This is a genomic window from Aminobacter sp. LjRoot7, from assembly GCF_964252895.1.
Lineage (GTDB): Bacteria > Pseudomonadota > Alphaproteobacteria > Rhizobiales > Rhizobiaceae > Aminobacter > Aminobacter aminovorans_B.
In genome coordinates this window covers 21,241-47,500 of sequence record NZ_CAXUPX020000003.1, presented here as the reverse complement: position 1 = coordinate 47,500, position 26,260 = coordinate 21,241, and the positions used below count along the sequence as shown (strand labels likewise).

At 61.1% G+C, this 26,260-nt stretch carries 24 protein-coding genes and 2 pseudogenes; 11 read left to right on the top strand and 15 right to left on the bottom strand.

Translation table 11 applies throughout. The features are described 5' to 3' along the window. Positions 1–3: 3 nt before the first annotated feature. From mgtA to ACSQ3E_RS09695, 4 genes are all read right to left on the bottom strand, one after another. Positions 4–2,622: a magnesium-translocating P-type ATPase gene (mgtA, locus tag ACSQ3E_RS09710; RefSeq protein WP_436122551.1), complete on the bottom strand. Its 2,619-nt coding sequence runs from the start codon at positions 2,620–2,622 to the stop codon at positions 4–6. 92 nt (positions 2,623–2,714) lie between these two features. Beyond that, positions 2,715–3,101: a hypothetical protein gene (locus ACSQ3E_RS09705; RefSeq protein WP_436122550.1), complete on the bottom strand. Its 387-nt coding sequence runs from the start codon at positions 3,099–3,101 to the stop codon at positions 2,715–2,717. A gap of 82 nt (positions 3,102–3,183) precedes the next feature. Further along, positions 3,184–4,437 (bottom strand): MgtC/SapB family protein, encoded by a 1,254-nt coding sequence (locus tag ACSQ3E_RS09700; protein WP_436122967.1) that lies wholly within the window; start codon positions 4,435–4,437, stop codon positions 3,184–3,186. Positions 4,438–4,553: 116 nt separating this feature from the next. Continuing rightward, entirely contained in the window at positions 4,554–6,416 is a 1,863-nt protein-coding gene (locus ACSQ3E_RS09695) for a heavy metal translocating P-type ATPase (protein WP_436122549.1), read from the bottom strand. Positions 6,417–6,796: 380 nt separating this feature from the next. Here ACSQ3E_RS09695 and ACSQ3E_RS09690 point away from each other — a divergent pair, with 380 nt between their 5' ends. Beyond that, positions 6,797–9,475: a bifunctional acetate--CoA ligase family protein/GNAT family N-acetyltransferase gene (locus ACSQ3E_RS09690; protein ID WP_436122548.1), complete on the top strand. Its 2,679-nt coding sequence runs from the start codon at positions 6,797–6,799 to the stop codon at positions 9,473–9,475. Between the two features lie 10 nt (positions 9,476–9,485). On the opposite strand, the gene ACSQ3E_RS09685 is transcribed toward ACSQ3E_RS09690, so the two are convergent. After that, positions 9,486–11,018, bottom strand: a complete 1,533-nt coding sequence (locus ACSQ3E_RS09685) for an AAA family ATPase (RefSeq protein ID WP_436122547.1) — start codon at positions 11,016–11,018, stop codon at positions 9,486–9,488. A 52-nt stretch (positions 11,019–11,070) separates the two neighbouring features. Further along, entirely contained in the window at positions 11,071–11,463 is a 393-nt protein-coding gene (locus ACSQ3E_RS09680) for a c-type cytochrome (RefSeq protein WP_436122546.1), read from the bottom strand. A gap of 179 nt (positions 11,464–11,642) precedes the next feature. Between ACSQ3E_RS09680 and ACSQ3E_RS09675 the strand changes: the two genes are divergently transcribed. Next, a complete protein-coding gene (locus ACSQ3E_RS09675; protein WP_436122545.1) occupies positions 11,643–12,479 on the top strand; it encodes a universal stress protein in 837 nt (278 codons plus the stop codon). Positions 12,480–12,591: 112 nt separating this feature from the next. On the opposite strand, the gene ACSQ3E_RS09670 is transcribed toward ACSQ3E_RS09675, so the two are convergent. Both ACSQ3E_RS09670 and ACSQ3E_RS09665 read right to left on the bottom strand, forming a co-directional pair. Next, a complete protein-coding gene (locus tag ACSQ3E_RS09670) occupies positions 12,592–13,884 on the bottom strand; it encodes a sensor histidine kinase (protein ID WP_436122544.1) in 1,293 nt (430 codons plus the stop codon). Positions 13,885–13,940: 56 nt separating this feature from the next. Then, on the bottom strand, positions 13,941–14,600 hold the full coding sequence (locus ACSQ3E_RS09665; RefSeq protein ID WP_436122543.1) for a response regulator transcription factor: 660 nt from the start codon (positions 14,598–14,600) through the stop codon (positions 13,941–13,943). A 143-nt stretch (positions 14,601–14,743) separates the two neighbouring features. Here ACSQ3E_RS09665 and ACSQ3E_RS09660 point away from each other — a divergent pair, with 143 nt between their 5' ends. From ACSQ3E_RS09660 to ACSQ3E_RS09625, 8 genes are all read left to right on the top strand, one after another. Further along, positions 14,744–15,061, top strand: coding sequence for a PepSY domain-containing protein (locus ACSQ3E_RS09660; protein WP_436122542.1), 318 nt, complete (start codon positions 14,744–14,746; stop codon positions 15,059–15,061). Positions 15,062–15,115: 54 nt separating this feature from the next. Beyond that, positions 15,116–15,730, top strand: coding sequence for a cytochrome b/b6 domain-containing protein (locus tag ACSQ3E_RS09655; protein WP_436122541.1), 615 nt, complete (start codon positions 15,116–15,118; stop codon positions 15,728–15,730). A gap of 154 nt (positions 15,731–15,884) precedes the next feature. After that, entirely contained in the window at positions 15,885–16,259 is a 375-nt protein-coding gene (locus ACSQ3E_RS09650; RefSeq protein ID WP_436122540.1) for a hypothetical protein, read from the top strand. Positions 16,260–16,299: 40 nt separating this feature from the next. Beyond that, positions 16,300–16,770 (top strand): DUF2271 domain-containing protein, encoded by a 471-nt coding sequence (locus tag ACSQ3E_RS09645; protein WP_436122539.1) that lies wholly within the window; start codon positions 16,300–16,302, stop codon positions 16,768–16,770. Positions 16,771–16,782: 12 nt separating this feature from the next. Then, complete coding sequence (locus ACSQ3E_RS09640; protein ID WP_436122538.1) at positions 16,783–18,990, top strand: PepSY domain-containing protein; 2,208 nt, start codon at positions 16,783–16,785, stop codon at positions 18,988–18,990. After that, complete coding sequence (locus tag ACSQ3E_RS09635) at positions 18,971–19,945, top strand: FAD:protein FMN transferase (RefSeq protein WP_436122537.1); 975 nt, start codon at positions 18,971–18,973, stop codon at positions 19,943–19,945. Before ACSQ3E_RS09640 ends, ACSQ3E_RS09635 begins: the two co-directional genes overlap by 20 nt. 552 nt (positions 19,946–20,497) lie before the next feature. Next, positions 20,498–20,902 carry an OsmC family protein gene (locus ACSQ3E_RS09630; protein ID WP_436122536.1) on the top strand — a complete coding sequence of 135 codons (405 nt, stop codon included), beginning with the start codon at positions 20,498–20,500 and terminating at the stop codon, positions 20,900–20,902. Next, positions 20,899–21,594 carry a VIT1/CCC1 transporter family protein gene (locus ACSQ3E_RS09625; protein WP_436122535.1) on the top strand — a complete coding sequence of 232 codons (696 nt, stop codon included), beginning with the start codon at positions 20,899–20,901 and terminating at the stop codon, positions 21,592–21,594. Before ACSQ3E_RS09630 ends, ACSQ3E_RS09625 begins: the two co-directional genes overlap by 4 nt. Before the next feature lie 172 nt (positions 21,595–21,766). Here the strand turns inward: ACSQ3E_RS09625 and ACSQ3E_RS09620 are convergent, their stop codons facing one another. The 4 genes and pseudogenes from ACSQ3E_RS09620 to ACSQ3E_RS09605 form a co-directional block, all read right to left on the bottom strand. Continuing rightward, entirely contained in the window at positions 21,767–21,955 is a 189-nt protein-coding gene (locus tag ACSQ3E_RS09620; protein ID WP_436122534.1) for a hypothetical protein, read from the bottom strand. A 131-nt stretch (positions 21,956–22,086) separates the two neighbouring features. Beyond that, positions 22,087–22,212 carry a hypothetical protein gene (locus ACSQ3E_RS09615; RefSeq protein WP_436122533.1) on the bottom strand — a complete coding sequence of 42 codons (126 nt, stop codon included), beginning with the start codon at positions 22,210–22,212 and terminating at the stop codon, positions 22,087–22,089. Between the two features lie 130 nt (positions 22,213–22,342). Next, positions 22,343–22,712: pseudogene (locus tag ACSQ3E_RS09610) on the bottom strand (DUF302 domain-containing protein). A 30-nt stretch (positions 22,713–22,742) separates the two neighbouring features. Next, complete coding sequence (locus ACSQ3E_RS09605; RefSeq protein WP_436122532.1) at positions 22,743–23,273, bottom strand: Spy/CpxP family protein refolding chaperone; 531 nt, start codon at positions 23,271–23,273, stop codon at positions 22,743–22,745. Between the two features lie 574 nt (positions 23,274–23,847). Between ACSQ3E_RS09605 and ACSQ3E_RS09600 the strand changes: the two genes are divergently transcribed. Continuing rightward, positions 23,848–24,249, top strand: a complete 402-nt coding sequence (locus ACSQ3E_RS09600; protein ID WP_436122531.1) for a host attachment family protein — start codon at positions 23,848–23,850, stop codon at positions 24,247–24,249. Positions 24,250–24,285: 36 nt separating this feature from the next. On the opposite strand, the pseudogene ACSQ3E_RS09595 reads toward ACSQ3E_RS09600, so the two are convergent. The 3 genes and pseudogenes from ACSQ3E_RS09595 to ACSQ3E_RS09585 all read right to left on the bottom strand — a co-directional run. After that, positions 24,286–24,537, bottom strand: a pseudogene (locus ACSQ3E_RS09595) (response regulator); the annotation flags it as partial. A gap of 135 nt (positions 24,538–24,672) precedes the next feature. Further along, on the bottom strand, positions 24,673–25,134 hold the full coding sequence (locus tag ACSQ3E_RS09590) for a pyridoxamine 5'-phosphate oxidase family protein (protein WP_436122530.1): 462 nt from the start codon (positions 25,132–25,134) through the stop codon (positions 24,673–24,675). A gap of 27 nt (positions 25,135–25,161) precedes the next feature. Next, positions 25,162–26,094 carry an amino acid kinase family protein gene (locus ACSQ3E_RS09585; protein WP_436122529.1) on the bottom strand — a complete coding sequence of 311 codons (933 nt, stop codon included), beginning with the start codon at positions 26,092–26,094 and terminating at the stop codon, positions 25,162–25,164. Positions 26,095–26,260 lie beyond the last annotated feature (166 nt).

Genomic DNA, 26,260 nt, shown 5'->3' with positions numbered 1-26,260 from the left:
GGCTCACATCTCGTTGGACATACGCGCCGATCGCTCGCTACGGCGGCCAAGAGATACCCGTTTGGTCGGCCAGCGAGGATCGGCATTGTGTCGATTGGAGGCGGCGAAGAAGCGCATCTTCAGCCATTCGGATGTGACCACATAGGCAGCGGTAATGCAGAGCAGACCACCGAGCACTGGCAACGGCAGGGGTTCGAAGCCGAACCAGGCGGCAACGGGCGAGTAAGGCAACGTGACTGCCACCACTGCAACAGCGATCGTGAGCAGCGTCAGCGTGCGGCTCGGATGGCTCCTCCAGGCTGGCTTGTGTGTTCGGACCACCAAAACAATGGCCAGTTCAGTAAGCAGTGATTCCGTGAACCATCCCGTCTGAAAGGCAGACGGTGAAGCGTTGACGACAAACAAGAGAAACGCAAAAGTGACCGCATCGAAGAATGAGCTGGCAAGGCCAAAGCGAACCATGAAGCGGCGGATGAAGCCAATGTCCCATCTCCGCGGGCGCCGTGTTTCCTCGATATCTACATGGTCAGTCGCAATCGCCAGGGCCGGGAGATCGGACAGGAAGTTGTTGAGCAGAATTTGTTTGGCAAGAAGTGGCAGAAAGGGAAGGAAAAGCGACGCAATTGCCATGCTGATCATATTGCCGAAATTTGCGCTCGTCGTTATTGCAATGTATTTCATGGTATTAGCGAAAGTCTTTCGACCATCGTCGATACCCCGTATGAGAACGCCCAGGTCTCGCTTGAGCAAGATGATATCGGCCGCCTCGCGCGCCACATCGACAGCGTGCTCTACCGAAATGCCGACATCTGCCTGGTGCAGCGCCGGCGCATCGTTGATACCGTCTCCGAGGTAGCCGACAATCTTCCCACGCCGTTTCAGGGCCTCGACGATGCGTTCCTTCTGATTGGGGTCAATCTCGGCGAAGATGTCGATTTCAGCAACGCGCGCGAACAAAGCGTCCCTTGTCAAATGCATCAATTCGCTTCCCGTCATAACGGCGTCGGCTGACAGGCCTATTGCCTTGGCAAGATGCTTTGCGACGTGCCTGTCGTCACCCGAGATCATCTTGACTGACACGCCTCGCTTGGCGAGGGCCGTCAATGTGGCTGCCACGCCCTCTTTGGGCGGATCGAAAAACAGCAAGAAGCCCGCAAGCGTTAGCCCGGATTCATCATCGCGGGTAACCTTGTCGCCGGGTTCGACTTCGCGGACCGCCAGCGCAAGCACGCGAAAGCCCTCTTCGCTCCAGTGCCGGACAGTCTCCTCAATTTTGCGCTTGCGCTCAGCCATAAGGGGAAGGGTTCTTTTGCCATCGATTACTGAGGCGCTGACGTCCAAGACGGTCCTGACCGCACCCTTGCAGATCATCAACACTTTTTTGTCAGTCGCACGAACCACGACCGACAGTCGCTTGCGGATGAAATCGTAGGGCAGTTCATCGACCTTCAACCACTCGCCGTCTTGCAGCTGCCATTCTGGAATGGCCGCCACGATCGCTTCGTCGAGAGGATTCTTGATTCCAGTCTGGAGCGAGGCGTTCAACCCAGCCCAAGCGAGCACCTGATCGGACGGGCGTCCTTTTGCGTCCGTCCACCGATCAAGCTTAATAGCGCCCTCGGTGAGGGTGCCCGTCTTGTCGGTACACAGCACGTCCATGCTGCCAAGGTTCTCTATGGCTTCCAGGCGACGCACGATGACCCCGCTTTTTGCCATGGCTGCCGCTCCGCGAGCGAGCGTGACGCTGATGATAGCCGGTAATAATTCAGGGGTAAGGCCCACAGCGAGCGCAAGGGAAAATAGCAGAGACTCAGCAAGCGGCCTGTCGAGCAATAGGTTGACGACGAAGACCACTATAACGATCGCCAGCATCACCTCCGTCATCAGGTAGCCAAAACGTCGTATGCCCTTGGCGAACCCGCTTTCATCAATTTGTTTCTCGACAGCATCGGCAATACCAGCGAATTCAGTCGCCCTCCCCGTCGCCACGGCTAGTACAATTGCTGTGCCACTTCGAACGGAAGTGCCGGTGAAAACTGAGTTCGTCCGCCCACCGATTGGGCTCTCCACCGCCACAATGCCCGGCGATTTCACGACCGGAAAAGATTCGCCCGTGAGAACGGACTCACTGACATTGAAATCGCGCGCCTCGATAATAAGTCCGTCCGCGGCAACGAGGTCTCCGGCAGAAAGCTTCAGGATGTCGCCAGGGACGACTTCATCGACGGCAACCTCGGTTTCGATCCCATCGCGCAACATCATGACTTTTCGCAGGAGTTGGCGTTTCAGCGCCACTACGGCCTTTGACGCACCGTATTCCTGCGTAAATCCCAGACCGCAGCTCGCCAACAAGATCAAAAAGATAATGAGCGCTTCCTGCCGCTCTCCCATCAAGAAGGAGATTGTCGCGGCGAACATGAGTACGAGCACCAAAGGGCTTCGGAGCTGCCGCAACAGTAGTCGTACCGCCTCGCCCGCCGAACGACCCTCGATTGCATTCGAGCCGTAAACCTTGCGGCGTAGGTTTGCCTGTGCCGAACTCAAGCCATTGGGCTGCGTATCCAGCGCGGCCATGACGTCCGCCAATCGCCTGGACCAAAATGCAACGACTTGTAGGTTCATCGGTCGTCACCTCAACCCGGGCCACGCACGCGTATTCCAAACGTCCCTATCTTGCGGGGTTTATCCTTGGGGACGCTTAGGCGCGCACGCGCTCAGGGGCGCTCCACTCTCGCGATCTGATACGTGTGCATCGACCCCTTGCGGCCGACAGAAACATATTCGCCAACAGCGAACCGCTCCTCTCCCAGGCGAAATCCGATCTCATCGTCCTTGTCGCCTTCGGCATAGTCAAAGAACCATTGTCCGCCCGGTTTGCGCCTGAGCAATCCGATGCGGTCCTCCCTATCTGCGCTGAATTTTCTGACACGGCAGACGGCTTGATGTTTCTTCCAGTCGGCAGAGTCGATCCGGCCTTCGCCATCCAGAGGTATCAGCAGGTCATAGCCGATGTCCTGTTCTCCACCGGGATGGTTCTTTTCCCGTGCGAGGAGCAGCCGAACGTTGCGAAAATTGGGCGTGAGATCTTTCAAAGAGGTCATGGCAAAGTCCTTTCTCTGCCCTGAAATAGCCTATGGCATCCAGTTGACCTTGATCCGCGTCAAATCGACTGTTGCAATCCTGCTAGAACGCGGGCCCCAACTTCAGACTGGCGATGCCGAATGCAAACGCGATGGCGGTCACAACAAGCAGGGGCGCCGAAAACCGAAGCGGTCCGGAAATCATCGCCAATCCGAGGCGTCCGATGGCGTTCGCTGCAAGTGCGAACAGCACCGCCAGCGTAGCCACTTGGGTTGAAGCAGCGTCCTTAGCCAGGCGAAGCGCACTCAAGACCGCTATATCGACGTCGAAAAGCGCTGAAACGGCCGAAACCGCGAGGACACCACTGCTGCCGACGAAGCCGGCGAGCAAGGCACTTGCCACCGAGGCAACAGCGAAAAAGGCTGCAAACACAAGCAAAGGGCCAAGTTCGAAGGGATTGCGCATCGGGGCTTCGGTGACCTTACGGTCGCCAACTCGTGACAGAAGGAACAGCCCGCCAGCCGCGAAAACCGTCGCGGCGGTGAGCGCCACAGGTGCCGCACCTATGGCCACCGCAGGATCCAGTATGAGCACGATAGTCATGACGCGAACGATTGAAACCATGGCCGCTAGGCAAGCGGCTCCTGCAAGGGTCGAAACACCACTGACCGCGATGGCCGAACGCGCTAGCGCGACTGTGACTGCGGTGGACGAAACGATCGCTCCAGTCACTGCGCTTACCAACAGGCCTCGCGTCGGTCCGAGCACGCGCACCGCGACATAACCGGCGTATGAGATCGCAGCGATCAGGACAGTGAAGATCCAGACCTCGCGCGGATTGAACCCACCCCAAGGATCAACGGTTCTATCCGGCAACAGCGGCAGAACGACCGTCGTCATGACCGCAAGGATAAGAGCCGAACGAAGTTCAATCCAGGTCAGCCGCCGCAGAAGACCATGCAGCAATTCGCGACTGGCCAGCACCGCTGCTAACCCGGCGCCGCCTGCAGCCGCGGCACGATAGTCACCGGCCACCGCCAGCGCCCCGAGTGCGAAAACTGCCAACCCAGCGACCACGCCCGTGACGCTGAAATCTTCGTCGTGAACTGCCTCGCGCGCCTTGTACCAAGCAAAGACTGCAGCGAATCCGAGGAAGCCGCCAACAAGCACTGACGGCGTGTTGAATGCCTGGGCAAGGGTTGCGATGACGCCGCCCAGCAGCCCCGATATCCCGAAAGTCCGAATGCCGGCGGTCCGGCTTCGATCCGGTGCATTTCTTTCCTGCCAACCTCGTTCAAGGCCGACCAGAAGACCAATAGCAAGCGCAAGACCGAGACGGGCAATAATCTCGTCCATCATCGATGCGCTCCTCGGTACGCTGAAACGGGCAAGCGTTTGAGTGGCCATTGACCATCACCTTGTCAACGGCCTGGTCTACTGGCCGGGCACTTGCCACGGCTCCGTCTGCAAATTTACCCGAACCGCGCCTTTGAAATTTGGTCGCCACCAAGGGCCCGCAGCGCATTCAGGATTACTGCCACATCAATTCCCTCTTGCAGAAGAGCGCCTGCGACAGGTGTGATTAAACCGAATCCTGCCGCGATCATCGCCACGCCAGAAAGAGCCAGTCCCACCACTATGCTCTGCTTTGCGATGGTCGTTGTCCGATGCGCAATTGCAACGGCATCAGCTACAGGCCCCAAGTGATCGGTCAACACAATGACATCAGCGGCTTCGGATGAAGCTGTGGCACCTCGGGCGCCCATCGCAACACCCACCGTCGCGGTCGCCAACGCTGGAGCATCATTAATGCCATCGCCAACCATCATTGTCGGCGCCGCGAGGGTTTCTGCTTTGATAATCGCAACCTTGTCGGCCGGCGACGCATCCGCAACGATCCGGTCGAAGCCGAGTGTCCCACCAATCCGATTGGCGGTCTCGACATCATCCCCCGTGAGCATCAGGCTGCGGTTGATCCCAGCTCGCCTAAGCCGCGACATGGCATCGACAGCGTCGGCACGCAGCCCATCTCCCAGGACAAGGATGGCAGCCAGCCGCTCGTCGACTGCGACATAGACAGCTAACGCTGGCTGGCCTTTGTAGCGGGCGACGATCCTCTCTGCCCAGGCGGGCAAGTCACGGTCAGCAAGGATGAGCGATTGCGAGCCTGCGGATACACTCACGCCACACACAATCCCCTTGAGACCTGATCCGCGATACTCGCAAACCCCCTCAGGTCGAAACAGTTTGAGCGCCCTTTCTTTGGCGAGAGCAACGATTGCATCGGCCAGGACGTGATGGGATGCCTGTTCCAAAGAGGCCAACAACCCGAGAAGCTCATCACTGTCGCGGCCTGGGGCGACTTCCATCTCCACAAGTTGAGCACCACCGTGCGTCAGCGTGCCGGTCTTGTCGAAAACAGCCGTTCGGGCTTTGGCAAGAGCCTCCAGGGCGGTGCTTCCTTTCATCAAAATGCCGTGCCGTGCCGCCCGTGATACCCCGGCAATAAATGCTATCGGCGCAGCCAGAATGAGCGGGCACGGTGTTGCAACCACAAGAACAGCAAGTGCCCGGATGGGATCGGCCGAGGCGTACCAGGCAATACCCGCCACAATCAGTGTCAGCGGCAGCAAGACCAATGCAAAACGATCCGCCAAGCGAATGAACGGGGCCTTGGCTGTCTGAGCCGCCTCGACCATTCGTACGATGCCGGCATAAGTACTTTGGCCTGCCATCGCGGACGCGCGCATGTGAAACATCTCACCTGCATTTACTGTCCCGCTACGCAGCGCGTCGCTGCGCTTGCAAGCCTTTGGGAAAGGCTCGCCGGTTATCGCAGACTCGTCAACCCTGGCGCTGTCGTCGAGAAGCACGCCGTCGACCGGCAAGACCTCACCAGCTCGCACCATGAGCTCGTCATCGACTGAGACCTGGTCGACTGGAATGCTCTCAAAACGTTCCCCGGACCTGCGATGCGCAATCCGGGGTGACCGATCAGTCAGCGCCTTCAGATCACGCTCGGCGCGGCCCCGTGCATAGTCCTCCAGCACGTTGCCGCCTGTATACATGATCGCCACGACAACAGCGGCCAAGGCTTCACCGAACACCAGGGCAGCTGACATCGATAGCAATGCGATAGCGTCAACGCCAAGGCGCCCAGCAAACAGATCGCGGAAGATGGATACCGCGAGCGCAGCGATCACCGGCAAGGTGGCCAGCGTCCACACACTCTCCGGTGGGAGCAGAAACTGCGCTCCCAACGCGCCAGCAAGTCCTGCCGCCAGCCCCGTGAGGGCAATCGCCAGCAAAGATTTCCGGAGCAGCGGTTCGTTCACGGCATTTCTCCGGCTTTGGCCACCCTGCTCGGTGACGAATGCGAATGCGATAGGCTCACTTCGCCGTCGATTCATTGTCTTGGGTGCCGGGGACGTGGGTGCCGCCCATGATGCCCGAACCGCATCCGAGCGGCATATTTTCCCATTTGTGATCCTGTGGGCATGATCCGCATTTCCTCTGCCCTTTCCTGCCTTGCGATGGCGGCGCCCAGGGTCAATGGGTCCGATGTTGTTGCCTCCAGTCGACCACAGCGGCAACTCTGTGGCCTTGACGCAGGTCAATCCGGTGGTGACGGAGCATAAGTGAGCTGCAAGGGTTGATGTGCGGCAAAGCATTTCGGCAAACTTGGACGTAAGGTGACCGCAGGAGGACAGGCGTCTTGACCATCCGGAACCTTGAATTCGCATGGCACCCCAAATCAGTGGCGGTCTTTGGTGCTTCGACACGACAGGGTTCTGTCGGGCGCGTTGTCTTCGAAAACATCGTGCAAGGCGGCTTTGAAGGAGAGATCTGGCCTGTCAATCCGAAATATCGGCAGATTGTCGGCAGGCCTTGTTACCGCCAAGCACAAGACCTTCCGGGCATTCCGGACCTCAGTGTCATCGTCACGCCCCCAGCCACCGTTCCAGCCATTATTCGCGAACTCGGCAACAAGGGGTGCAAGGCTGCTGTCGTGATTACAGCGGGTCTCACCCCAGAAAACGGGCTCAGGCAAGCCATGCTCGATGCAGCCAAGCCAAATCTTTTCCGGATAATTGGACCGAACACGCTCGGATTGATGATCCCCTCGCTCAAGCTCAATGCCAGCTTCGCGCATAAATCTGCGCGATGTGGCGGGATTGCGCTGCTTTCACAATCCGGGGCCGTCGTGACCGCGTTGGTGGACTGGGCACTCGACAACAATGTCGGCTTTTCACACGTAGTCTCCTTGGGCGAAATGGCCGACGTCGACGTTGGGGACTATCTCGACATGCTTGCTGGCGACCCTGCCACGCATGCAATTCTCATGTATCTCGAGACGATCCCGAATCCGCGCAAGTTCATGTCGGCGGCGCGCGCCGCGGCCCGGCTTAAGCCCGTTGTCGCAATAAAATCCGGACGGCATGAACAGGCTGCCGCTACTCATACAGGCGCGCTTGCCGGGGGTGATCGCGCGGTCAGCGCAGCTTTCAGACGCGCGGGGGTGCTCCGTGTCGAAGGACTCCTGGAACTCTTTGACGCAGCCGAGACCATGGCCAACTTTGCCCCACTGCAGCAAATTCGCGTAGGCATCGTGACGAACGGCGGCGGCGCCGGAGTGCTCGCGCTCGACGAACTGCTGGATCGGAGGTGCGACCTGGCCAAACTGTCGTCCGCGACTTTCGACAGGCTGAATGCTTGTCTGCCCTTAACATGGTCGCGGGCAAATCCGGTCGACATCATCGGCGACGCGCCTCCAAGTCGATACGTCGACGCCATCCAGGCAGTGGCGGACGATCCCGGCACGGACGCCCTGATGGTTCTGAACTGTCCCACGGGACTCGCGTCGGCGACCGAAGCCGCCGCCGCCGTCGGCGCCATTGCGCATAACGGCAAGATAAATGGCAAACCGGTGCTCACGTGCTGGCTCGGCGAAAACACCGCCAAAGACGGACGACGCATACTGCAGAACGCAGGCACTGCCAGTTTCGGGACGACAGCTGAGGCAGCACGTGCGGTCTGCTATCTCGGCGACTGGTCCCGAGCGCAAACCGCACTCATGCGAGTGCCCTCAACACACGACGATGCTTCCAACGCGGATCGAGATCTTGCGCGTTCGGTGTTCCGGCAAGTTGCCAAGGAAGGGCGGTCCATGCTGACGGAACCCGAGGCCAAGACAGTGATCGCGGCTTACAGGATACCGACGCCAAAGACAGTGGTGGCCAACTCCCCGTCCGAAGTCGGTCAGGCAGCGGCCACAATGCTCTTGACCACAGAAAAGGTCGTGGTGAAGCTTCTGTCCAAGGACATTTCGCACAAGTCAGATATCGGAGGAGTTGTGCTTGATGTCGGGTCTTCTGCTGCGGCCAAAAATGCCGCCGAGGCCATCTACCGGCGTGTTCGTACGGCTATGCCGGGTGCCTCGGTGGACGGCTATTCAGTGCAGCCTATGATCATCAGAAAGCAGGCACTTGAACTGATCTTGGGCATGAACCGCGACCCGATATTCGGGCCCGTCATGCTGTTCGGCACGGGAGGGGTTGCGGTTGAAGTGTTGAACGACACCGCGATGGCGCTACCGCCTCTGGATGATGTTCTGGCTGGAGATATGATCGACAGTACCCGCGCCGGCCGCCTGCTGGCCGGCTTCCGCAATCGCGAGCCAGCCAACCGCGCTGCACTTTTGGCGGCGTTGAATAGCATCTCGCAACTGGTCGTCGATTTTCGGTGCATCACATCATTGGACATCAACCCTGTCCTGGTCGATGCGGACGGGGCGATGGCCTTGGACGCCCGCATCCAAATCGATCCGGCGAAGGTCGAGGAGCCGAGTCCCAACGCCGATCTCGTCATTCGTCCCTACCCCGCAAAGTGGGAGCGGAGTGTTGACTTCAATGGGATGCAATACTCCTTCCGCCCCATCAAACCGACTGACTTCAGTCTCTATCCGCCGTTCCTTGCACAAGTCTCGCAGGGAGACCTCAGGTTCCGATTTCTTGGTCCGCGCAAGACCTTTCCCGACCAGATGCTGAAACGGCTGACACAACTCGACTACGACCGAGAGATGGCATTCGTTGCGATCGAGGCCGCCAGTGGCAAGCTCGCGGGCATCAGTCGCCTCTCATGCGACCCTGACCATGCCGTGGCCGAATATGCGCTGCTCGTCCGGACAGATTTACAGGGTAAGGGCCTCGGCTGGGAACTGCTACGCCAGATCATCGACTACGCACGTGCCGATGGTATCGCCAAGATCGAAGGCATGATCCTCAGCGAGAACCGGAAAATGCTAGCTATGTGCAGGGAATTCGGGTTTGCCATTGAACACGTCGCAGAGGACTATGGCCTCTGCGTCGCGACGCTCATGCTGAAGTCGCCTTAAGTGCTTACAGCTACCCCGGTTGGTGCGGGCTGAATGCCAAAATATCCGCAACGATCCGAGCAGGCGCACGCGCCGCATCGAGCTTCACCCAACTGACACTAGCGCCATTGCGACGCAACTGCCGTGACAATACATCGATGGTCGCATCCGATGGCCCTCCTTTTCGTTCGCTCACCCGCTGCCAAAGCAAATCCGGGTCAGCCTCAAGCCAGAAGCCGACGAAGGGTAAATGCCTTTCGGTGGCACTACGCTCGATCCTTTGCCTGTCCGAGGGGCGATCAAAGACGGCATCGGCAACCACCGAACCGCCTTGGGAAAGGATCAACCCGGCACGCCAGGCCATTTCGGCATAGACGCGTTCTGATACCTCGGGCAGGTATGCCCTCGCCGGCAGTCGGGTTTCGGCCGGCACGCCGTGAAGACTTTTCCTTACGCGATCGCTTTCGACTATCCGCGCCCCTGGAGGCGCCCCGATGTGCGCAGCGACAGCTTCCGCAACTGTGGTCTTGCCGGAACCGCTCATGCCTCCAAGAGCGACAAGCCTCGGCGGACAGTCGACAAGCAGCAGCCGGGCAAGTTCGAAGTATGATTTTGCTTCGGCAACCAGCTTCACCTTGTTGTCACCGCCCTCTTCTGCGAGCGTCGCGGCAACATGCGAACGGACTGCAGCGCGGATCGCCATCAACATGGGCAAAAGGATGAAGCCGTCTTCATCGTCCGCTTCATCGAGGTAGCGGTTCACAACTAGGTTGGCGAACTCTGGCAAACCGCGATACCAGAGGTCCATCAGCAGGAATGCGAGATCGTAGAGCACATCCACCGTTGCGATCTGGTCATTAAATTCAATGCAGTCGAAAAGCCGAGGCTCGCCTTCAAATCGGCAGATGTTTCGCAAGTGGAGGTCGCCATGACACCGCCGTATCTTGCCGAGGCGTTCGCGACTATCGAGCAAGCTCCCGTGCCGTGCTAGCGCATTTCGGAACAGCCCGTCGAACGCTTCAATTTCGACATTGGTGAAGACACTGCTCGTTGCAAACCCAGCACGGTTGATGTCGAGCACGTGTCCTAGGTTCGCCGTACCGGTGCCGGAATGAGAAACAGGGGCGCCACGGTGAAACCGTATGATCGTTCGAGCGACGTCCGTCATGAGTTTTGGCGTCAGTTCGCCGGCCAAAGCCATTCGATCCAGCAAGGCCGATTGATCGAAGCGGCGCATCTCGACCACTGCATCGACGAGCTCGCCAGGTCCATCGAACTCCAGCTGGTCGTTAGGTGCACGCGTCAAGCGCCGTGTACCTAGATAGAGGCCCGGCGCAGTCATTGAATTACGCTCGACCTCCAGCTTGCAGACAGCGAGCCGAAGGTCTGCCGTCGAAAAATCTGCATAGGGTAGCTTGACTGCTCGCTTCATCTTGAAGGCGCGCTCTCCAGCAAGAAAAACGCGGGAAATATGCGTCTCAATCATTTCCACTTTGTTGGCGTCACGATGCGTCGCCGCATTCAACAAGAAGGCGACTGCGGCTGTCTGGTCTTCGGTGAGCATCGCGATTTCCCATCGGTCGAGTGCTATCGAGCGTCGCCCTGCAAGGCCGCCCCTATCTCTGCAGCGTCTGTATGTACTCTGCGAGCTGGTGAATTCTCTCCTGGGTCACAGCTTCTCCGCCCGTCGCACCATAGGCGCGTTGGTCGCTATCAAGGAATTCGCGTCCCCATACGGGCATTTCGCGCTCGCCATGCCCCGGCACGATGTGGCGACCGTCAATCACCGCAAAGACGAGCCAATAGGGAAACTCGTCATCGTTCCGTTCTGAAAGGCGCGTCAAGTCGGCGGGCGCCTTTCGCAGTTCCTCGGCCAATGGTCCATCGCCCTTTCCACCTCGGCCATGACAAACTGCACATGAATTGATGAATTCACTTTCACCGTAGCTCATCTGTTGGGCGGCAACTGGCACGCAGCTTATTGTCACAAGGACTGAAATTGCGATCATGCGCTTCATTTCGGTTACCCCAGTGCATGGGAACAAACCCTAGCTGATCGACCGGGCCAATCTTTGATCCCCGTCAAACCTGTTGTCAGACGCCCTCCACGATTTGACGCAGCGCAAGGAATGTCCCCGCCGTTGGCGATATCGATTGCTGTGTCCAGTCAAGCGAGAGGAACCACGCTATGCCCTTCAAGACAATTCTAACGGTCACCGGGACACATCGCGGCGACAACGACATCAAGCTGGCGAGCGGTCTATGTGAAGAAGTCGGCGCTCATCTATCGGTGCTGGCGGTTGCCCTCGCCGCGCCGCCACCGATCGGCACTTTCGCCGTTCCGATAACGGACGCCTGGATGGAAGAGCGTCGTGCCGACCTCGAACGGCTCGAAAAACGAACCGCTGAGGTTTCGCACCTGCTGGCTAGCTCTGCGCTATCGGTTGACATTACAAACGCCTATGCGGAAATCGTCTGGGCCGATGAAATCATCGGTCGGCGGGCGCGCTATGCCGACCTGACCTTCATCGGACCGGAACTACTGTCGGACGGCACCCTCAAGGACAAGACCATTGAAGGCGCCCTTTTTTCGTCGGGCAAACCAATGCTGCTAGTACCGGAAGGCTCGCAGCCAACCCTGCAACCAAAGAAGGTGATGATTGCCTGGGATTCGCGCATCGAAGCCTCACGCGCCGTTCGTGAGGCAATCCACATGCTGACGGCCGCTGATGATGTGCGCCTGGTTCTTGTCGATCCTGTTGAAGGAGAAAGCCACCAAGGTGCGGAACCCGGTGCCGACGTGGCGACCTACCTCGCTCGTCATGGCGCGAAAGTCACGGTCGAGCGGCTTCCAAGTTCGGGCAAGAGCGTTGCTGAGGTGCTGAAGCGACATGCCGCGGATATGTCGGCAGACCTCGTCGTGATGGGTGCCTACGGCCACTCACGCCTGCGCGAAAAGTTGTTCGGCGGCGTTACCAAGTCGATACTCAATGACCTTTCGATGCCCGTATTGATGGCGCACTGAATGGTCAAGGCCCGATGCTCGGGCTGTCTTCGACCACAAGGGCAACTGACTTGCCGTTAGGATGCGGGATTTTCGGCACTTTCGACGTGATGGGGCCAGATTGAACTTCAGGTCAGATCCTTGACTCGGGCGTGACTGCGCTCGCAAACCGGACGCTTGCTTCGAACCCGGTCTGGCTGTCTTGGCGCGGTGACCTAAGAGTCAGCGCGCTGCCCAAGCGGTGGGCGATCGTCGAGACGATGGATAGCCCGATGCCGCTTCCGCGACCCGGCTTGCCGTTGCGTTCGAAGCGGTCCGATAGCTTGGCCAAGGTCTCCTCGGGCACAACGGGGCCGTCGTTGGCTATCGTGAGGATGCCATCCCCGGACAGGACGACCTCTACAGGGGATGACTGGCTTCCGTGCCGGAGTGCGTTCTCGACCAGGTTGCGGCACAGGATTCCGACCGCGTCGGGATCGACGGCCGACATGACTGGTTCGTCGGGCAGGCTTAGCGATATCCTCCCGGAAAGTTCGGTCCGGCTCATGTCGCCGACCACGACCTCCAGCGTGGCGCGCAGGTCCGACGCCTTGTTCAGCTCGAGCCGCCCGCCTTCAGCGCGTGCCAGCTGCATGAGCCGTTCTGCGCGGGCAGTCAGCCGCTTGAGCGTCGCCTCGATATCGGCTCCGCGCTGCGCCGTCTGCTTTTCGGCCGTCTCCTTGCGGATGCGCTGGGCCTGAGCGATCGCCCCGGCGAGAGGGGTCCTGAGTTCGTGCGCGGTATTGGCCGCCAAGCTCCTCTCGGCCTCAAATGCCGCGCTCAGCCTCTCCAGCAGCGCGTTCATGGTGGCTGCCAGCGGGGCGACCTCACTCGGCAGGTCGCCGGAGGCGACCGGGGATAGGTCCTTTTCACTCCGGGTCTCCAGCTGTTCCCGGAACGCTCGCAACGGCCGGGTGCTCCGTCTCACCGCGAAGGCGATAGCCGCGAAGGCGGCGGGGATAACCACTAAAACTGGAAGACCAAGGCCGATCTGCATTTCGCGAATGACCGCGTCCTGATGAGACAGCGGCTGCGCCACCGTTATGCGAATCGTGCCCTGCAGAGCCTCTTCGCTGTAGAGGCGGTGCGTCGCTGTCCGGCCAAAGCCCGCTCTTCCATATGGCGGGAAGGTGGAGAGATTGGCCGCGTGCGACCGGAGCAGAACCGTGTCCTTGTCGTCACGGACGACGTAAGTGAAGAGTTCGTCATGGCTCCGGATCGCCCCGAGCCTCTGGCTGGCAGCATCTTCGTCCTCCCGTCCGACGATGTCCAGGACCGCTAGCGGAAGCAGGCGCTGCGCGGTTTCCTGCAGCGAGGAATCGAAAACTTCTTCGATCTCGTGCCTCAGCAGGACGGCGGTTGCCCACGCTGCGCCGATCCAGAACACGAGCAGGACTGCTCCGAGCGACAGGAGGAGCCTGCCCTGGAGGCTTCGTGGCCCCCTCATGCCCCCGCGAGCCTGTAGCCAAGGCCGCGCTCGGTCTCGATGAGTTTGGTGCCCAGCTTCTTCCGAAGCCGGCTCACATGGACCTCGATCGTGTTGCTCTCGATCTCGGCGTCGAAGTCGTAGAGCTTCTCCTCCAGCTGCGGCTTGGAGAGAAGCTGGCCGGGACGCGCCAGGAAGGCCTCCAGCAGTGCCCATTCGCGCGCCGTTAGCTGCACGGGCTTGCCCTCGCGGAGCACGCTCCGCCGCGCAATGTCGATGTCGAGCGCACCATGCCGGATGATGGGGTTGGGGTTGCCCGAATAGCGGCGGGCGACGGAGCCGATGCGGGCAGAAAGCTCGTCGAGGTCGAACGGCTTCACGAGATAATCGTCCGCTCCCGCCTTCAGGCCTTCGATCCTGTCGGAGACCTGGTCGAGCGCGGTGAGGATGATGACGGGCGTGACGTCTCCTGAATTCCTCAGCGCCTTTAGAAAGACGATGCCCCTGCCGTCGGGTAGCATGAGATCGAGCAAGATGAGGTCGTAGCCCGCGCTCGCCATCGCGTCGCGCGCCCCGTCAAGCCTGGTGACCCAGTCGACCGAGTGGCCGTCATCCGCGATCTGGTCGCGCACCGCGGCGCCCAGCACGGCGTCGTCCTCTATAAGCAGGATTCGCATGTTCACGCGCCTTCCGCGGCCCTCCGCCTCTACTACCAAGTCTTCCTGACGGGTTGCTGAAGCGAATAGAGGGCTAACTTCAGCGTGCCGTAAGGTTGGCCCTCCAGGTTCACCGCAAATCCAGGTGAACGGAGTAATGCGCCATGCGGCTCGTCCTGACAATTCTCGCTTTCGTCGCGGCCTTTCCGGTCGGCAGCGCGATGGCCGATGACGAGTGCTTCGTGCCGATGGCCGACTGGAAGCCGAGGGAGGCCGTTGCAGCCCTGGCGGCGCAGCAAGGCTGGACGGTGCGACGGATCAAGATCGACGACGGCTGTTACGAGATCGACGGTACCGATGCCCAGGGCCAGCAGATGGAGGCGACAGTTCATCCGGCAACCCTCGAGATACTGGAGATCGAACACAGGGATGGCGACGGCCATCGGCGTCGCAAGGGAGAAAGCCACGATAACGAGCAATGACCCTGCCATCGCCTGCGAGGGAGCCGCAGAGAACACTGCCAACTGGGTCAGGGTATGGATCCACTTATCCGCATCTTCCACTGGGGACTGGTCGGTGCCTTCGCCACGGCTTGGCTTACCGCCGAGGAGATACAGCCAGTTCACGAGTTCGCGGGCTACGCGGTAGCGGCGCTGGTGGGCATCCGCTTCGTGTGGGGCTTTGTCGGCAGCCGCTACGCCCGTTTCGCTCAATTCGTCCGGGGTCCCGCCGCCTCGCTGACCTACGTCGCCGATGCCGCCAGGGGGAGAGAGCCGCGCTACCTGGGTCACAACCCGGCAGGCGCGGCCATGATCATCGCACTGCTCGTGACGCTGTCCGGAACGGCCTTCACGGGATGGCTCATGGAAGAGCCGGCCCGCGCCGCAGCCGCGGCCCACCAGCTGCAGTTTGTGGTCCCGGCACTTGCGGACGATGACGACGGCGAGGGCCGGGCCGGCAGAGGCGACGCGGAAGGCGAGGCCGAGGGGCCTCTCAGGGAGGTCCACGAGACGTTGGCAAACGCGATGTTGCTCCTTGTCGCCTTGCACCTCGTGGGCGTGGCGCTCGCGTCGTTCCGCCACCAGGAGAACCTTGCACGCGCCATGGTCACAGGCCGGAAGAGACCTGCTGGTGCCGGCGATATCTTCTGATCCATCGTTTCGATAAGCAGGCGCTTTCCGAGGCCTCGCCATTGCGGCGGGGCCTTTCGATTCCTGACGGTAAGCTGAAGCAGAAACTCCGTTTCCGTCAGGAAGGGATCAGGCGGGGCCCGCAGAAAGGAGCCAGCAGAAAAGGAGACCTGCCATGAAGAAGACATTCACCATCCTGTTCACATCGACTGCACTGGCCGCGGGCGCTGGCATTCCGGCGTGGAGCGCGATGCATGTAGAACTGCCGTCGCAAGCATCGCGCGAGGCCGTCGCGGATGCTTCCTATGATGGCGCGAACCTGCTGCTCACCAGCGATGACGGCCATCTTGACCCGAATCATCCACGCCGCCTCGGCCGTGACGACGATGGCGAGGATCATGGCGATCGCGACCGTGACGATGAAGACGAAGACGATGATGACGGCTCCCGTGGCGGTGCCGCGGCTGGACCCGCCCCTGTGGGCACAGCAATCCCTCCTAACAATGGCCTGTTCGGCAGCGGCGCAGCGCCGAAGGTCAAGGTGAACTGAGGCGCTCGCCACCATTCTCGTAAATCCTGGAGAACTCGTCATGAGAACGATACTCGCCGCCCTGGCGCTCACCACCGCACTCACTCTCCCCGACATCGCAATGGCGCGGCCGGTGACACTTACGACGACCCTGAAGAACTACGGTGGCGACGGCGCCTACCTCGCCATCTATGTCACCGATCCGAAGGGCGCCTATGCCGGAACCCTCTGGATGGCGGGAGGTAAATCCAAGTACTACGAGCATCTGACCGACTGGTACCGCGCGACGCGCGGCAATACCGCGGAAATCAACGGTATCACCGGGGCAAGCGTGGGGGCGGGACGAGCGCTGGAGATCACGCTCGACCTCGCCGACGCGCTCTTCGACGCAGGCTACACGCTCCACGTCGACGCCGCGGTCGAGGACATGCGCGATAGCCCGAACGAAGTCGCCGTGCCGCTGACAACTCAAGGCGCCGGCCAGACCGTCCAGGGCCGCCGCTACGTCGCCAGCTTCGGCTACGGCATGTGAGGGCAGGAAGCCATGATCCGAGCTCTTCACCGCTGGCCCGGCCTCGTGGCACTGGCCCTGGTCACCCTGCTCGCGCTCAGTGGGGCCGCTCTTTCGATCTTCCCGGCGGCTGAGCAGCTGACAGCACCGCAGGCCGATGACGCGATGAGCGTGGGCGCACTCGCGACCCGTGTTCAGATCGCGTATCCGGGAGTGGAGCAGATCAAGCGCTCTCCCTCGGGGCGCATCACCGCATACTGGTTCGACAGCGGCACGCCGGGTTCGGCCGTGATTAACCCGGCGACGGGCGAAGGCGTGGCCTCCGCTGACCCGAACCCGGTCGAGCGCTGGTTGACCACCCTGCACCGCTCGCTCTTCCTGGACGATACCGGCCGCATCGTCTCGGGCGCGGGGGCGGCGGCAATGCTTGTTCTTTCTGTCTCGGGTATCATGCTGGTGGCCCGCCGCGCCGGTGGCTGGCGGCGGTGGTTTGCCCCGCTGCGCGGATCGCTACCGGGGCGCATCCATGTCGAGCTCGCGCGCGGCGTCGTGCTCGGGCTCCTCCTGTCCTCGGCTACCGCGATCTGGATGACTGCCTCGACCTTCGGGTTCCTTGCGGACCAGGCCATCGTCCCGGATTTGCCGTCCACGGTGAGCGGGGAAACTGGCATGCCCCTGACCGGGATGCCCATGCTCGCCTCAACCCCTGTCTCCAGCCTGCGCGAGCTCAGCTTCCCCTATCCCGGCGATGCGACCGACGTCTTCACGCTCAAGACCGACCTCGGCACGGGCTACCTTGACCAAGGGACGGGAGCGACGCTGGGCTGGTCCAACCTGAGTGGCTGGGCGCGTGCCTCCGAAACAATCTACATGCTGCATACCGGACAGGGTGCCGCGCTGCTCAGCCTAGTGCTCGGACTGATGGCGCTCGCGGTTCCTGTGGTGGGCGCTACGGGCGCCGTCATATGGCTGGCAGGACGCCGCGGGCGGCCGCTTATCCGCGGCAACGTCCCGCCGTCGCGCGCCGAAACGGTCATACTGGTCGGGAGTGAGGGCGGCAGCACCTGGGGCTTTGCGGCGACGCTGCACGATGCACTCACTCGGGCCGGGCATCCGGTGCACGTCGCGCCGATGTCGGCCTTCGATCCGGCGCGGAACCCCGCTGCTCGCCGCTTTCTGGTCCTCGCTGCGACCTATGGCGACGGCAACCCGCCTGCATCGGCGAAGGGGTTCCTCGACCGTATTGCCGGACTGGCCGTCATTCCGGCCGCGCCACTGGCGGTGCTGGGCTTCGGCGACCGCGGCTTCCCGGCCTTTTGCGCCTATGCCGAGTCCGTCGAGGCGGCGGTAAAGGCAAAGAGATGGCCGACGCTGCTTCCGCTGGACACGGTGGACCGCCAATCACCGCAGGAGTTCGCGCGATGGGGGCGCGCGCTCGGCGAGACGCTGGGAATTGAACTCGAACTGGACCATCAGCCCGTCCACCCCGAGACAACTTCCCTCAGGCTCGCCTCGCGGCGCGACTACGGCCAGGACGTCCAGGCGCCGACGGCGATCCTGCGTTTCGCGGTGCCCCGCCTGTCCCTCTGGCAGCGTCTCTTCGGGTCAGGATTCGCGAACTTCGCGGCGGGAGAGCTCCTCGGCGTCGTGCCGGAGGGCTCGACCATTCCGCGCTTCTATTCTCTGGCATCGGGTAGCGGCGACGGCTTCGTCGAGATCGTGGTGCGCAAGCATGTGGGGGGCCTGTGCTCAGGCGCGCTAATGGCACTCGAACCGGGCGACTCCGTTGCTGCCTTTCTTCGCCGCAACCCGGCCTTCCATGTGGGCACGGACCGTGCTCCGCTGATCCTCGTCGGAGCGGGCACGGGGCTTGGACCGCTGGCAGGCTTTATCAGGGCCAACAACGGGCGCAGGCCGATCCACCTGTTCTTCGGCATGCGTCATCCGCAAAGCGACTTCCTGTACCGTGAGGAACTGGAAGCCTGGGCGGTCGAAGGCAGGCTTTCCCGCCTATCCATCGCGGTTTCGCGCGGCATCCGGCCCCACTACGTGCAGGACTCGCTCGCTGCCGAACAGGCGCAGGTCATCAGCGCGATCCGCAACGGCGCGCGCGTCATGGTCTGTGGCGGCTCGGACATGGCGGCAGGGGTAGCAGAGGCGATGGCACGGATGCTGAAGCCTCTCGGCATGTCGCCAGCGATGCTCAAGGCAGAGGGACGCTATGTCGAAGACGTCTACTGAGTTTGTTCGCCACGCGCTCAACGGGTCGACTATGGGCACGCGCTGGTCGGCTCTCTTCTTCGCGCCGCCAGGGTTCGATGACGAAGCCGCCCGCAAAGCCCTCCAGTCGGCGGTCGGCGAGGTCGACGCGCAGATGTCGACATGGAAGCCCGACAGCGACCTCATGCGGCTCAACCGTGCGCTCGTCGGAGAACGGGTGCCTGTCCCGGCAATGCTGATGGAGGTCGTGCGGCTGGCGCTGGCGGTTGGCAAGGTATCCGACTCTGCTTTCGACATCGGGGTGGGCGATGCGGTAACAGCCTGGGGCTTCGGCCCGGCCGCCGCCGCCACCGACCTGATCCGCACCGCCCTGACGGCGCGCCGCGTTCCGGCGCATGAGGCGATCGAGCTGGGCGACGGGGAGGTACGGAAGATCGTGCCCATTGCGCTCGATCTCAACGGCATCGCCAAGGGCTTCGGGGTGGACCGGCTGGCCGAAACGCTCGCCACCCTCGGAGTCCGTGATGCACTGGTCGGTATAGACGGCGAAATGCGGGCCATGGGACGGAGGCTGGACGGCGAAACCTGGACAGTCGCCGTGGAACTGCCCGATCCGGACCGGCGGGCACCGCATTCGGTCCTGTCCCTGCAGGATTGCGCCGTGGCGACATCAGGCGACTACCGCCACTGGGTCGAGGTGCAGGGACGGCGGCTCTCGCACACCGTGGACCCGCGCAGAGGCACACCCGTTCTTGATGCCCCTGCCTCAGTCACGGTGCTTGCCCCGTCCTGTGCGGCCGCCGACGCCTGGGCAACGGCCCTGACGGTGCTCGGCCCCGGCAAGGGAGGGATACTGGCGCGGCAGGTCGGGATCGACGCGCTGTTCCTGCTTCGAGGCGAAGAAGATTGCATCCGTGCGTGCCGCGTCGGGAGAATATTCGGGGACGAACCGGCAACCGGAAAACCACAGAGTTGAGTGTATGGAGCATTTCGAATGCAGACCGGCTAAAGACCGCGCTGCTCTGGCTGCCCGGGCGGGGTTGCCTTCTGCTTTGGCGGGTGGCCGGAGCTGGCCTGGACGATCTGGCTTGTGCGCGTGCTCCTTGTGCTCGCCGTCCTGCTCCTTGGAGATCCTGCGCAGCGCTGCGCCTCCGCGCAACAACAACCAAACCTCTTGCAAAGAACCCAAACATAGGCCGCCATTCGCACTCCGAAACCTGGATAGTCCACCGCACCAGCGGTACTCGTTTGGCGCGGCGCGAACGACGACATCGAGTCCACGTCGAACCCCGTGGACCGGCTGGCCGCTAGCTGCCTAGGTCGCACAATTGCCCAAGGAGGAGTGGGAGGACCTGACGCAGATCAGTATCGACGAGGACTGACACGGGTTTTGGCAATAATTCATCGATGTATAATCATTGCGCCGACTGCCATTGCCACCTGACCCAGATCAATTCTCCAGGAATACTGTCGTGCTAAAGCGTTCTCGCGTGTCGTTCATGGCGCGCTTCAGAGGAGAAATCGCATCATGCTCCAGTACAAGGTCGAAGCTCGTCGGGTTGATGCTCACGCTGCCCTCGCCACAACCAAGAACGCACAGATTGGGCTCGACACGGATCCTGGTGGTCGATCTGATGCTTTCAATCCCGCCGAACTGCTACTCGCATCAGTCGCGGCATGCATGATCAAGGGGATCGAGCGCGTTGCTCCGATCCTGCACTTCGACTTCAAAGGAGCCCATGTCGAAGTTCATGCCGTGCGGCAGGATAGCCCCCCGAAAATAGTCTCAATCGACTACGTACTGACGGTCGACACGGACGAGACGGACCAGCGTTTGGAATTGCTGCACAGGAATGTCCGCAAATACGGCACCATCTCGAACACGATCGCTGCAGCTACCGCGCTGAACGGCATGGTCCAGAGGCAGGCATGAGCAGGCTGCATACGGAGAACCATCTCGTTTCGCGGATCGGCTGGCTTCGAGCTGCAGTACTCGGAGCCAACGACGGTATAGTCTCCACAGCCAGCCTCATCGTCGGAGTTGCCTCCGCCGCCGCCGGAACTTCAGAGGTTCTTGTCGCGGGTGTGGCCGGGCTTGTCGCAGGTGCCATGTCCATGGCGGCGGGCGAGTACGTATCGGTGAGTTCGCAGTCGGACACCGAGCATGCTGATCTCGACCGCGAGCGGATGGAACTGGAAACGCAGCCCGAGTTCGAGAGAGAGGAACTGGCGCAGATCTACGTCAAGCGCGGCTTGACGACTGACCTTGCGCATCAAGTCGCCGACCAGCTGATGGCGAAAGACGCTCTTGCCACCCACGCGCACGACGAGCTCGGGATTTCGGAGATGACGACGGCGCGGCCGATCCAGGCAGCCCTCACGTCAGCAGCTACATTTGCGGTCGGAGCTGCGATGCCGCTAGCGATGGTGCTTGTGGCGCCCACCGCTTCGCTGGTCTGGGTCGTATCGGCTGCTTCACTGCTGTTCCTTGCGTTTCTGGGCGCAATCGGCGCGAAGGCAGGCGGGGCCAACGTTATGAAGGCAACGCTGCGGGTTTCCTTCTGGGGCGCCTTTGCGATGGCGCTGACTGCAGGCATTGGCGCGCTGATCGGCACGGCTGTCTGAGTGAATGGCCAGCTCCAGCCGAGCCCAATATCCAACACCATCCTATCCTGTATTCTCGTCCAGAGCGCGTCGGAGCCGACGGATGGTCGCGCGCGACCGCGTTCGTCGGCCGCAGCGTTGAGTGTTATGTCGAGGAGAAGCCGAGACAGGTCGTTGTACTAACCGAGCCGCCCTATCCGCTCCGGTTGGCTGCGACGACTGGAACGAGCCCATCGACCTCCATGAACGTTATGATGCCAGCAAGCGCGACGGGCTGGCGCGTGGCCAGGCAGGCAACGAGTCCCATCACCGCCACCACGAAGCCGATGATCCAGGGCGCGGGAAGATCAACGAATACGCCGAGATAGCCTACGCGTCTCACGCTGACTGATGCGGCGGAGATAATAGCTGGGGCGATGACCAGCAATCCTACGCCCGCTCAACCAGCGCGATCACCCCCCTCTCAATATCGGCCGCTGCGCGGGCGCTGACGGGCATGCGTGGCCGAGTTCGTCAAAGGTCGCGGCACGGAAACGACATGAACAGCGCGGCGCCGATGAAGGCCAGCGGCGCATGCAAACCGGTGCGACCCGCGGCGGCGGCCACCGCGACATAGACAAGGATGCCGGCGCCGATCATTAGCCCAGACCGTAGAGCAACGCGCGGGTCAGCGTCCGCGAGCGGACGAGCCCTGCGGATGATCCTCGCCGGTATTCACTATTGTGCCCGACACTCCGCACCCGGCTCATGCGGGATCCGGATGACGCTCTCAAAGGCCGTCCACGGCTTGCTTCAACAGGTCCCGCACCTCTCCCGCGATCGAGCCTAGTCCGGGGTTATTCACGCCCTGCATTGAAGCGATGGGATCGACGGCCGAGACCTCGACATGACATTCATCGACCTGCTGGCAGCATAGTGCCGATGTGGCTCTCCTGCTGCAGGGCTTTGTAGGCGAATCCCGGGTTGCAGGCACCGAGGATCACATAGGGACGAAATTCGACATCCAGCTTCTTCTTCAGCGTCGCCGCGACGTCGATCGTCGTCAGAATGCCGAAGCCCTTGGCAGCAAGGGCCGCAGTGACATGTTCAATCGCCGTTTCCATCGGCAACGCGACGGTCTTGCTGAAGTGATAGCTCATTGAGTTCTCCTCCCGGCCGCCCCCAAAGCGTCAAAACGCACCGCAATCGCCGCCGATCAGTTCATCGGCAACCGCCTTCTGCTCGTCTTTCAGCACAGAGTAGAGCCCCTCCGTCGCGGGCTTCATGGCCTTCATGGACTCCAACATGGCTTCCATGCCGGAGATTCGTGCATCCATGCGCTCCGGCGCAGTCCCTGTCCCCATGGTCTTCGCTATGCCCTCATGCATGCCCTGCATGAGTTCGACGCGCTCCGTCACCGCAGTCGCATAGGCGTCCCATGCCGGCTGCTGATCTGACGTGATGTTCAGTTCACCCTTGAGGTAAGCTAGGCGCCCCTCGACCATGGCGCCCATCTTGGGCTGGCGGCCCATCAGGCCGCCAAACCAGCTGCCGTCGCCCCAGCCGCCCAGGCCCATGCGTCCGTGTCCCATCATGCCAACGGTCGGGCACCCGCCGCCCATCATTCCCATCATGCCTTGTTGGGGTTGGGCATAAGACGGCGAGACGAATGCGGCTCCAATTGCAATCACGACGGCGGCATTGGCGAAGAACTTTGTCATCTGACATCCTTTCACACCGCGCTATTCGGGTGCTCTTGAACAGATTGAGCGCCCTGCAGTGAATTGTCGCTGATCTGGATCAAGGAAAATGACGATAGCTTACGCCTGCAGCATCGCGCCGCCCGCCTTTCGACCGGCTTGAGCGACTTTTGAAACGCTGAACCGGAACGCCCGAGGCGAACGCCAGGCCGTTTGGTGGAGACGAGTGAAGCACCTGACGAGCTTAACGGAGCATACAAGCGCGCAGTTCATCGCCTCCATCATCCGTATCTCTTCGCCGCCCTGCAAAGCTGCGAGCCGTGGCCAGCCTATGAGCAGGCAATGACCCGCAATGGTCTTGGTTCAGCCATTCCCGGCCATCGTCCCAAATCGGGTGCCGGATTGCTGTTTCGGCGAAATCGGACATTCCTCCGAGAACTGGGATCCCAGACGTGCTAGAGTCGGATTGTTGCGTCCCATGCCGCTATTTGCCGGCTGAGGCTTTTTCCTCCGATCTGCGTGCCCTGACACTGCTCCCCTGAGCGGCACTTTCCCGTTTCCAAGTACGCAAATCGCCCAACCGGGAGAACCGCACATGTTGCTGCCCAAAGGTACAGTCGTTGCCGTCGCTGACGGCGAAAAGATCAATCTGTTTCGCAACACGGGGGACGAGGCAGGTCTGAAGCTCGTCTCAATGCCCCACGATGCTGTCACCGCAGACGCGGGTACGAGCATGGGACGGCAAGCAAGCACTGCCAACCCCGACCATGGTCAGGCTGGAGAGGATCAGTTTTCAGCGGGAATTGTCCAGCATCTCAACCAGCAGGCGCTGAGCGGGAAGATCGAGAATGTGGTGATCGTGGCAGCGCCCCGCGCTCTTGGCGAGATGCGCAAACATTACCACAAGGCGCTGTCCGCCATCCTTCTGGGCGAGATTGCGAAAGACCTGACGGGGCATTCGCTGGCGGACGTCGAGAAAGCACTTGCGGGCGGATGATCATTTTGAAATCCGCCCAGGGGCGTAATCCGGCCGTTACCGAGAAGGCTCGACCGAGGGCCCAATCGAAATATCGCTCGAAAGCAGGCGGGCCATTGCGTCTGTGATTGTTTGGTCATCGTAGGGTTTTGAGAAGAACCTGCTCCCCATAGGCAGATTGCTCTCTTCGAGAATTGTGGCGCCGGATGCAACAATCAACTTTACAGGCGGCCATCGCTCGCGGATGTAATGGGAAAGCTTGATGCCATCCATCGTCCCGGGCATTTGAACATCGGTGAACACAAGATTACGCAAACATTTCCTGCGCGTTCGGCAAATCTATGTCCGAGGTTGTGCCAATTGACTGTCGGTAATGGGCAGAGACCCTAGTCGCCTGACGCCGGCGACATGGGACCGGCTCTGAAAATGCGGACGGGGGCAGATTCAAGGCATTCCATCTTCCTTCGCTTCGCGACCAGAAATCTGCTCCACAACGATGCGAAAAAAGAGATGCAAGGAGTGGTCGGTGACAGGACGCTGGAACGGTTTCAGGCCACCCGGTTCCCACCAATTGACGTGCTTGCTCAGCAGCGTCCAGGCATGTTCCTGATCGGCCTTGTGCTGGAGTGTGTCATTCTTCAGTTCCTCGAAGCGGCCATCGACCAACACACTTCTCCATTCCCGCCCCTCGCCCCTCTCTTCGACAAGGACGCACACACTGGGATTGGCCCGCATGTAATCGACCTTCTTCCCCGGCATCGAGAACGCATAAAGTCGGCTGTCGGAGTAGCAAAAATAGAAAGGCACGACATATGGTCGGCTGTCTTTTGCGCATCCAAGATGCCCAAAATGGCTACGAGTTAATATCTTGGTGCAATCCAAGGTCGAAAGTTCGCGAACCCACATAACATGATCTCCCGATCAATGCTTGTCTCAGCGTGGCCACAGTTCAATCGCGCCAGCCATGGTTGGGACGACTCGTGTCCCCGCATCCCCCGACAGGATGCGTTCGACATTCGAAATGGAGCCGATCGCAGCCCATTTCCCCGACGATTTAACAAAGGCGCACGCTGCCTCGACTTTCGGCCCCATTGAACCGGCATCGAAGGATGTTGCACGAAGCATCGTGGGAGTAGCCTGTCGAACATGACGCTGCTCAGGTTTGCCGTAGTCGATGGCGAGCGAAAGCACATCGGTCAGAAGCAGCAAGGCGTCGGCGTTGAGTTCGCGCGCAAGCAAAGACGCAAACTCATCCTTGTCAGGCAATGCCTCTACGCCGGACAGACCGCCAGTTGGCAGCGCGGCAACCGGAACTGGACCGCAGATCACGACCGTTGACCCGGATTTTAGCATCAACTCAGAGGCGTGGGCTTCGATCGTCGCCTGCAGATGTGGCACTGCCGCCACCCGGCGGTATTCTCCGTTAAACTCCGAAAAATCCCAACCGCGCTGTTGGCGCAACTGGTGAGCGTGGATCCGCTCATAAAACGGTCCTATCGGTTTCGTGGGGCTTCTGAAGGCCTCATCGTCAGGATTGACCAGTACTTGGGCCATCTGGGCGACGACGGGCCGGTCGCCACCAAGGCGATTGCGCAATTCGCGGGCGAGCAGATAGCCTGTTTCGCCCCCGGCCTGTGCACAGAGCAAATCGAGCCGCGTGGGCTCGGCCACGCTGTACGAAAAGGATTGCTGCGCAAGCAGCGCCAACTGTGGGCCACTTCCGTGAGTAACCACCACATCGTGGGCGCGCGCCACCGGCGCGAGCCACATTGCCGCTTGCGATGCATTTTCGCGTTGGTTCTCAGCGGTGATCGCCTGCCCCTTGCGTAGGAGTGCGTTACCGCCCAGCGATATCACCAGTCTCATGCTACGCCTCCGTGGCTTGTTTGGATGCGCCTGGACGTTGAGCGCGTCATCATCCGCTCTTGTTCGCCGCCTTGCTTTGATCCACGTCAAATAGCCGTCGTAACAGCGCAAGCCAGTTCCAGGCTAACCCGAAGCGTAGCCCCATCAACCAGATGGTGGCTACCCG

What these genes read in the sequence shown, in the direction of transcription:
- mgtA (WP_436122551.1), bottom strand. Translation starts at nt 2,622, where the DNA reads ATGAACCTACAAGTCGTTGCATTTTGGTCCAGGCGATTGGCGGACGTC.
- ACSQ3E_RS09705 (WP_436122550.1), bottom strand. Translation starts at nt 3,101, where the DNA reads ATGACCTCTTTGAAAGATCTCACGCCCAATTTTCGCAACGTTCGGCTG.
- ACSQ3E_RS09700 (WP_436122967.1), bottom strand. Translation starts at nt 4,437, where the DNA reads ATGGACGAGATTATTGCCCGTCTCGGTCTTGCGCTTGCTATTGGTCTT.
- ACSQ3E_RS09685 (WP_436122547.1), bottom strand. Translation starts at nt 11,018, where the DNA reads ATGCTCACCGAAGACCAGACAGCCGCAGTCGCCTTCTTGTTGAATGCG.
- ACSQ3E_RS09680 (WP_436122546.1), bottom strand. Translation starts at nt 11,463, where the DNA reads ATGATCGCAATTTCAGTCCTTGTGACAATAAGCTGCGTGCCAGTTGCC.
- ACSQ3E_RS09675 (WP_436122545.1), top strand. Translation starts at nt 11,643, where the DNA reads ATGCCCTTCAAGACAATTCTAACGGTCACCGGGACACATCGCGGCGAC.
- ACSQ3E_RS09665 (WP_436122543.1), bottom strand. Translation starts at nt 14,600, where the DNA reads ATGCGAATCCTGCTTATAGAGGACGACGCCGTGCTGGGCGCCGCGGTG.
- ACSQ3E_RS09660 (WP_436122542.1), top strand. Translation starts at nt 14,744, where the DNA reads ATGCGGCTCGTCCTGACAATTCTCGCTTTCGTCGCGGCCTTTCCGGTC.
- ACSQ3E_RS09655 (WP_436122541.1), top strand. Translation starts at nt 15,116, where the DNA reads ATGGATCCACTTATCCGCATCTTCCACTGGGGACTGGTCGGTGCCTTC.
- ACSQ3E_RS09650 (WP_436122540.1), top strand. Translation starts at nt 15,885, where the DNA reads ATGAAGAAGACATTCACCATCCTGTTCACATCGACTGCACTGGCCGCG.
- ACSQ3E_RS09645 (WP_436122539.1), top strand. Translation starts at nt 16,300, where the DNA reads ATGAGAACGATACTCGCCGCCCTGGCGCTCACCACCGCACTCACTCTC.
- ACSQ3E_RS09640 (WP_436122538.1), top strand. Translation starts at nt 16,783, where the DNA reads ATGATCCGAGCTCTTCACCGCTGGCCCGGCCTCGTGGCACTGGCCCTG.
- ACSQ3E_RS09635 (WP_436122537.1), top strand. Translation starts at nt 18,971, where the DNA reads ATGTCGAAGACGTCTACTGAGTTTGTTCGCCACGCGCTCAACGGGTCG.
- ACSQ3E_RS09630 (WP_436122536.1), top strand. Translation starts at nt 20,498, where the DNA reads ATGCTCCAGTACAAGGTCGAAGCTCGTCGGGTTGATGCTCACGCTGCC.
- ACSQ3E_RS09625 (WP_436122535.1), top strand. Translation starts at nt 20,899, where the DNA reads ATGAGCAGGCTGCATACGGAGAACCATCTCGTTTCGCGGATCGGCTGG.
- ACSQ3E_RS09615 (WP_436122533.1), bottom strand. Translation starts at nt 22,212, where the DNA reads ATGATCGGCGCCGGCATCCTTGTCTATGTCGCGGTGGCCGCCGCCGCG.
- ACSQ3E_RS09605 (WP_436122532.1), bottom strand. Translation starts at nt 23,273, where the DNA reads ATGACAAAGTTCTTCGCCAATGCCGCCGTCGTGATTGCAATTGGAGCC.
- ACSQ3E_RS09600 (WP_436122531.1), top strand. Translation starts at nt 23,848, where the DNA reads ATGTTGCTGCCCAAAGGTACAGTCGTTGCCGTCGCTGACGGCGAAAAG.
- ACSQ3E_RS09590 (WP_436122530.1), bottom strand. Translation starts at nt 25,134, where the DNA reads ATGTGGGTTCGCGAACTTTCGACCTTGGATTGCACCAAGATATTAACT.
- ACSQ3E_RS09585 (WP_436122529.1), bottom strand. Translation starts at nt 26,094, where the DNA reads ATGAGACTGGTGATATCGCTGGGCGGTAACGCACTCCTACGCAAGGGG.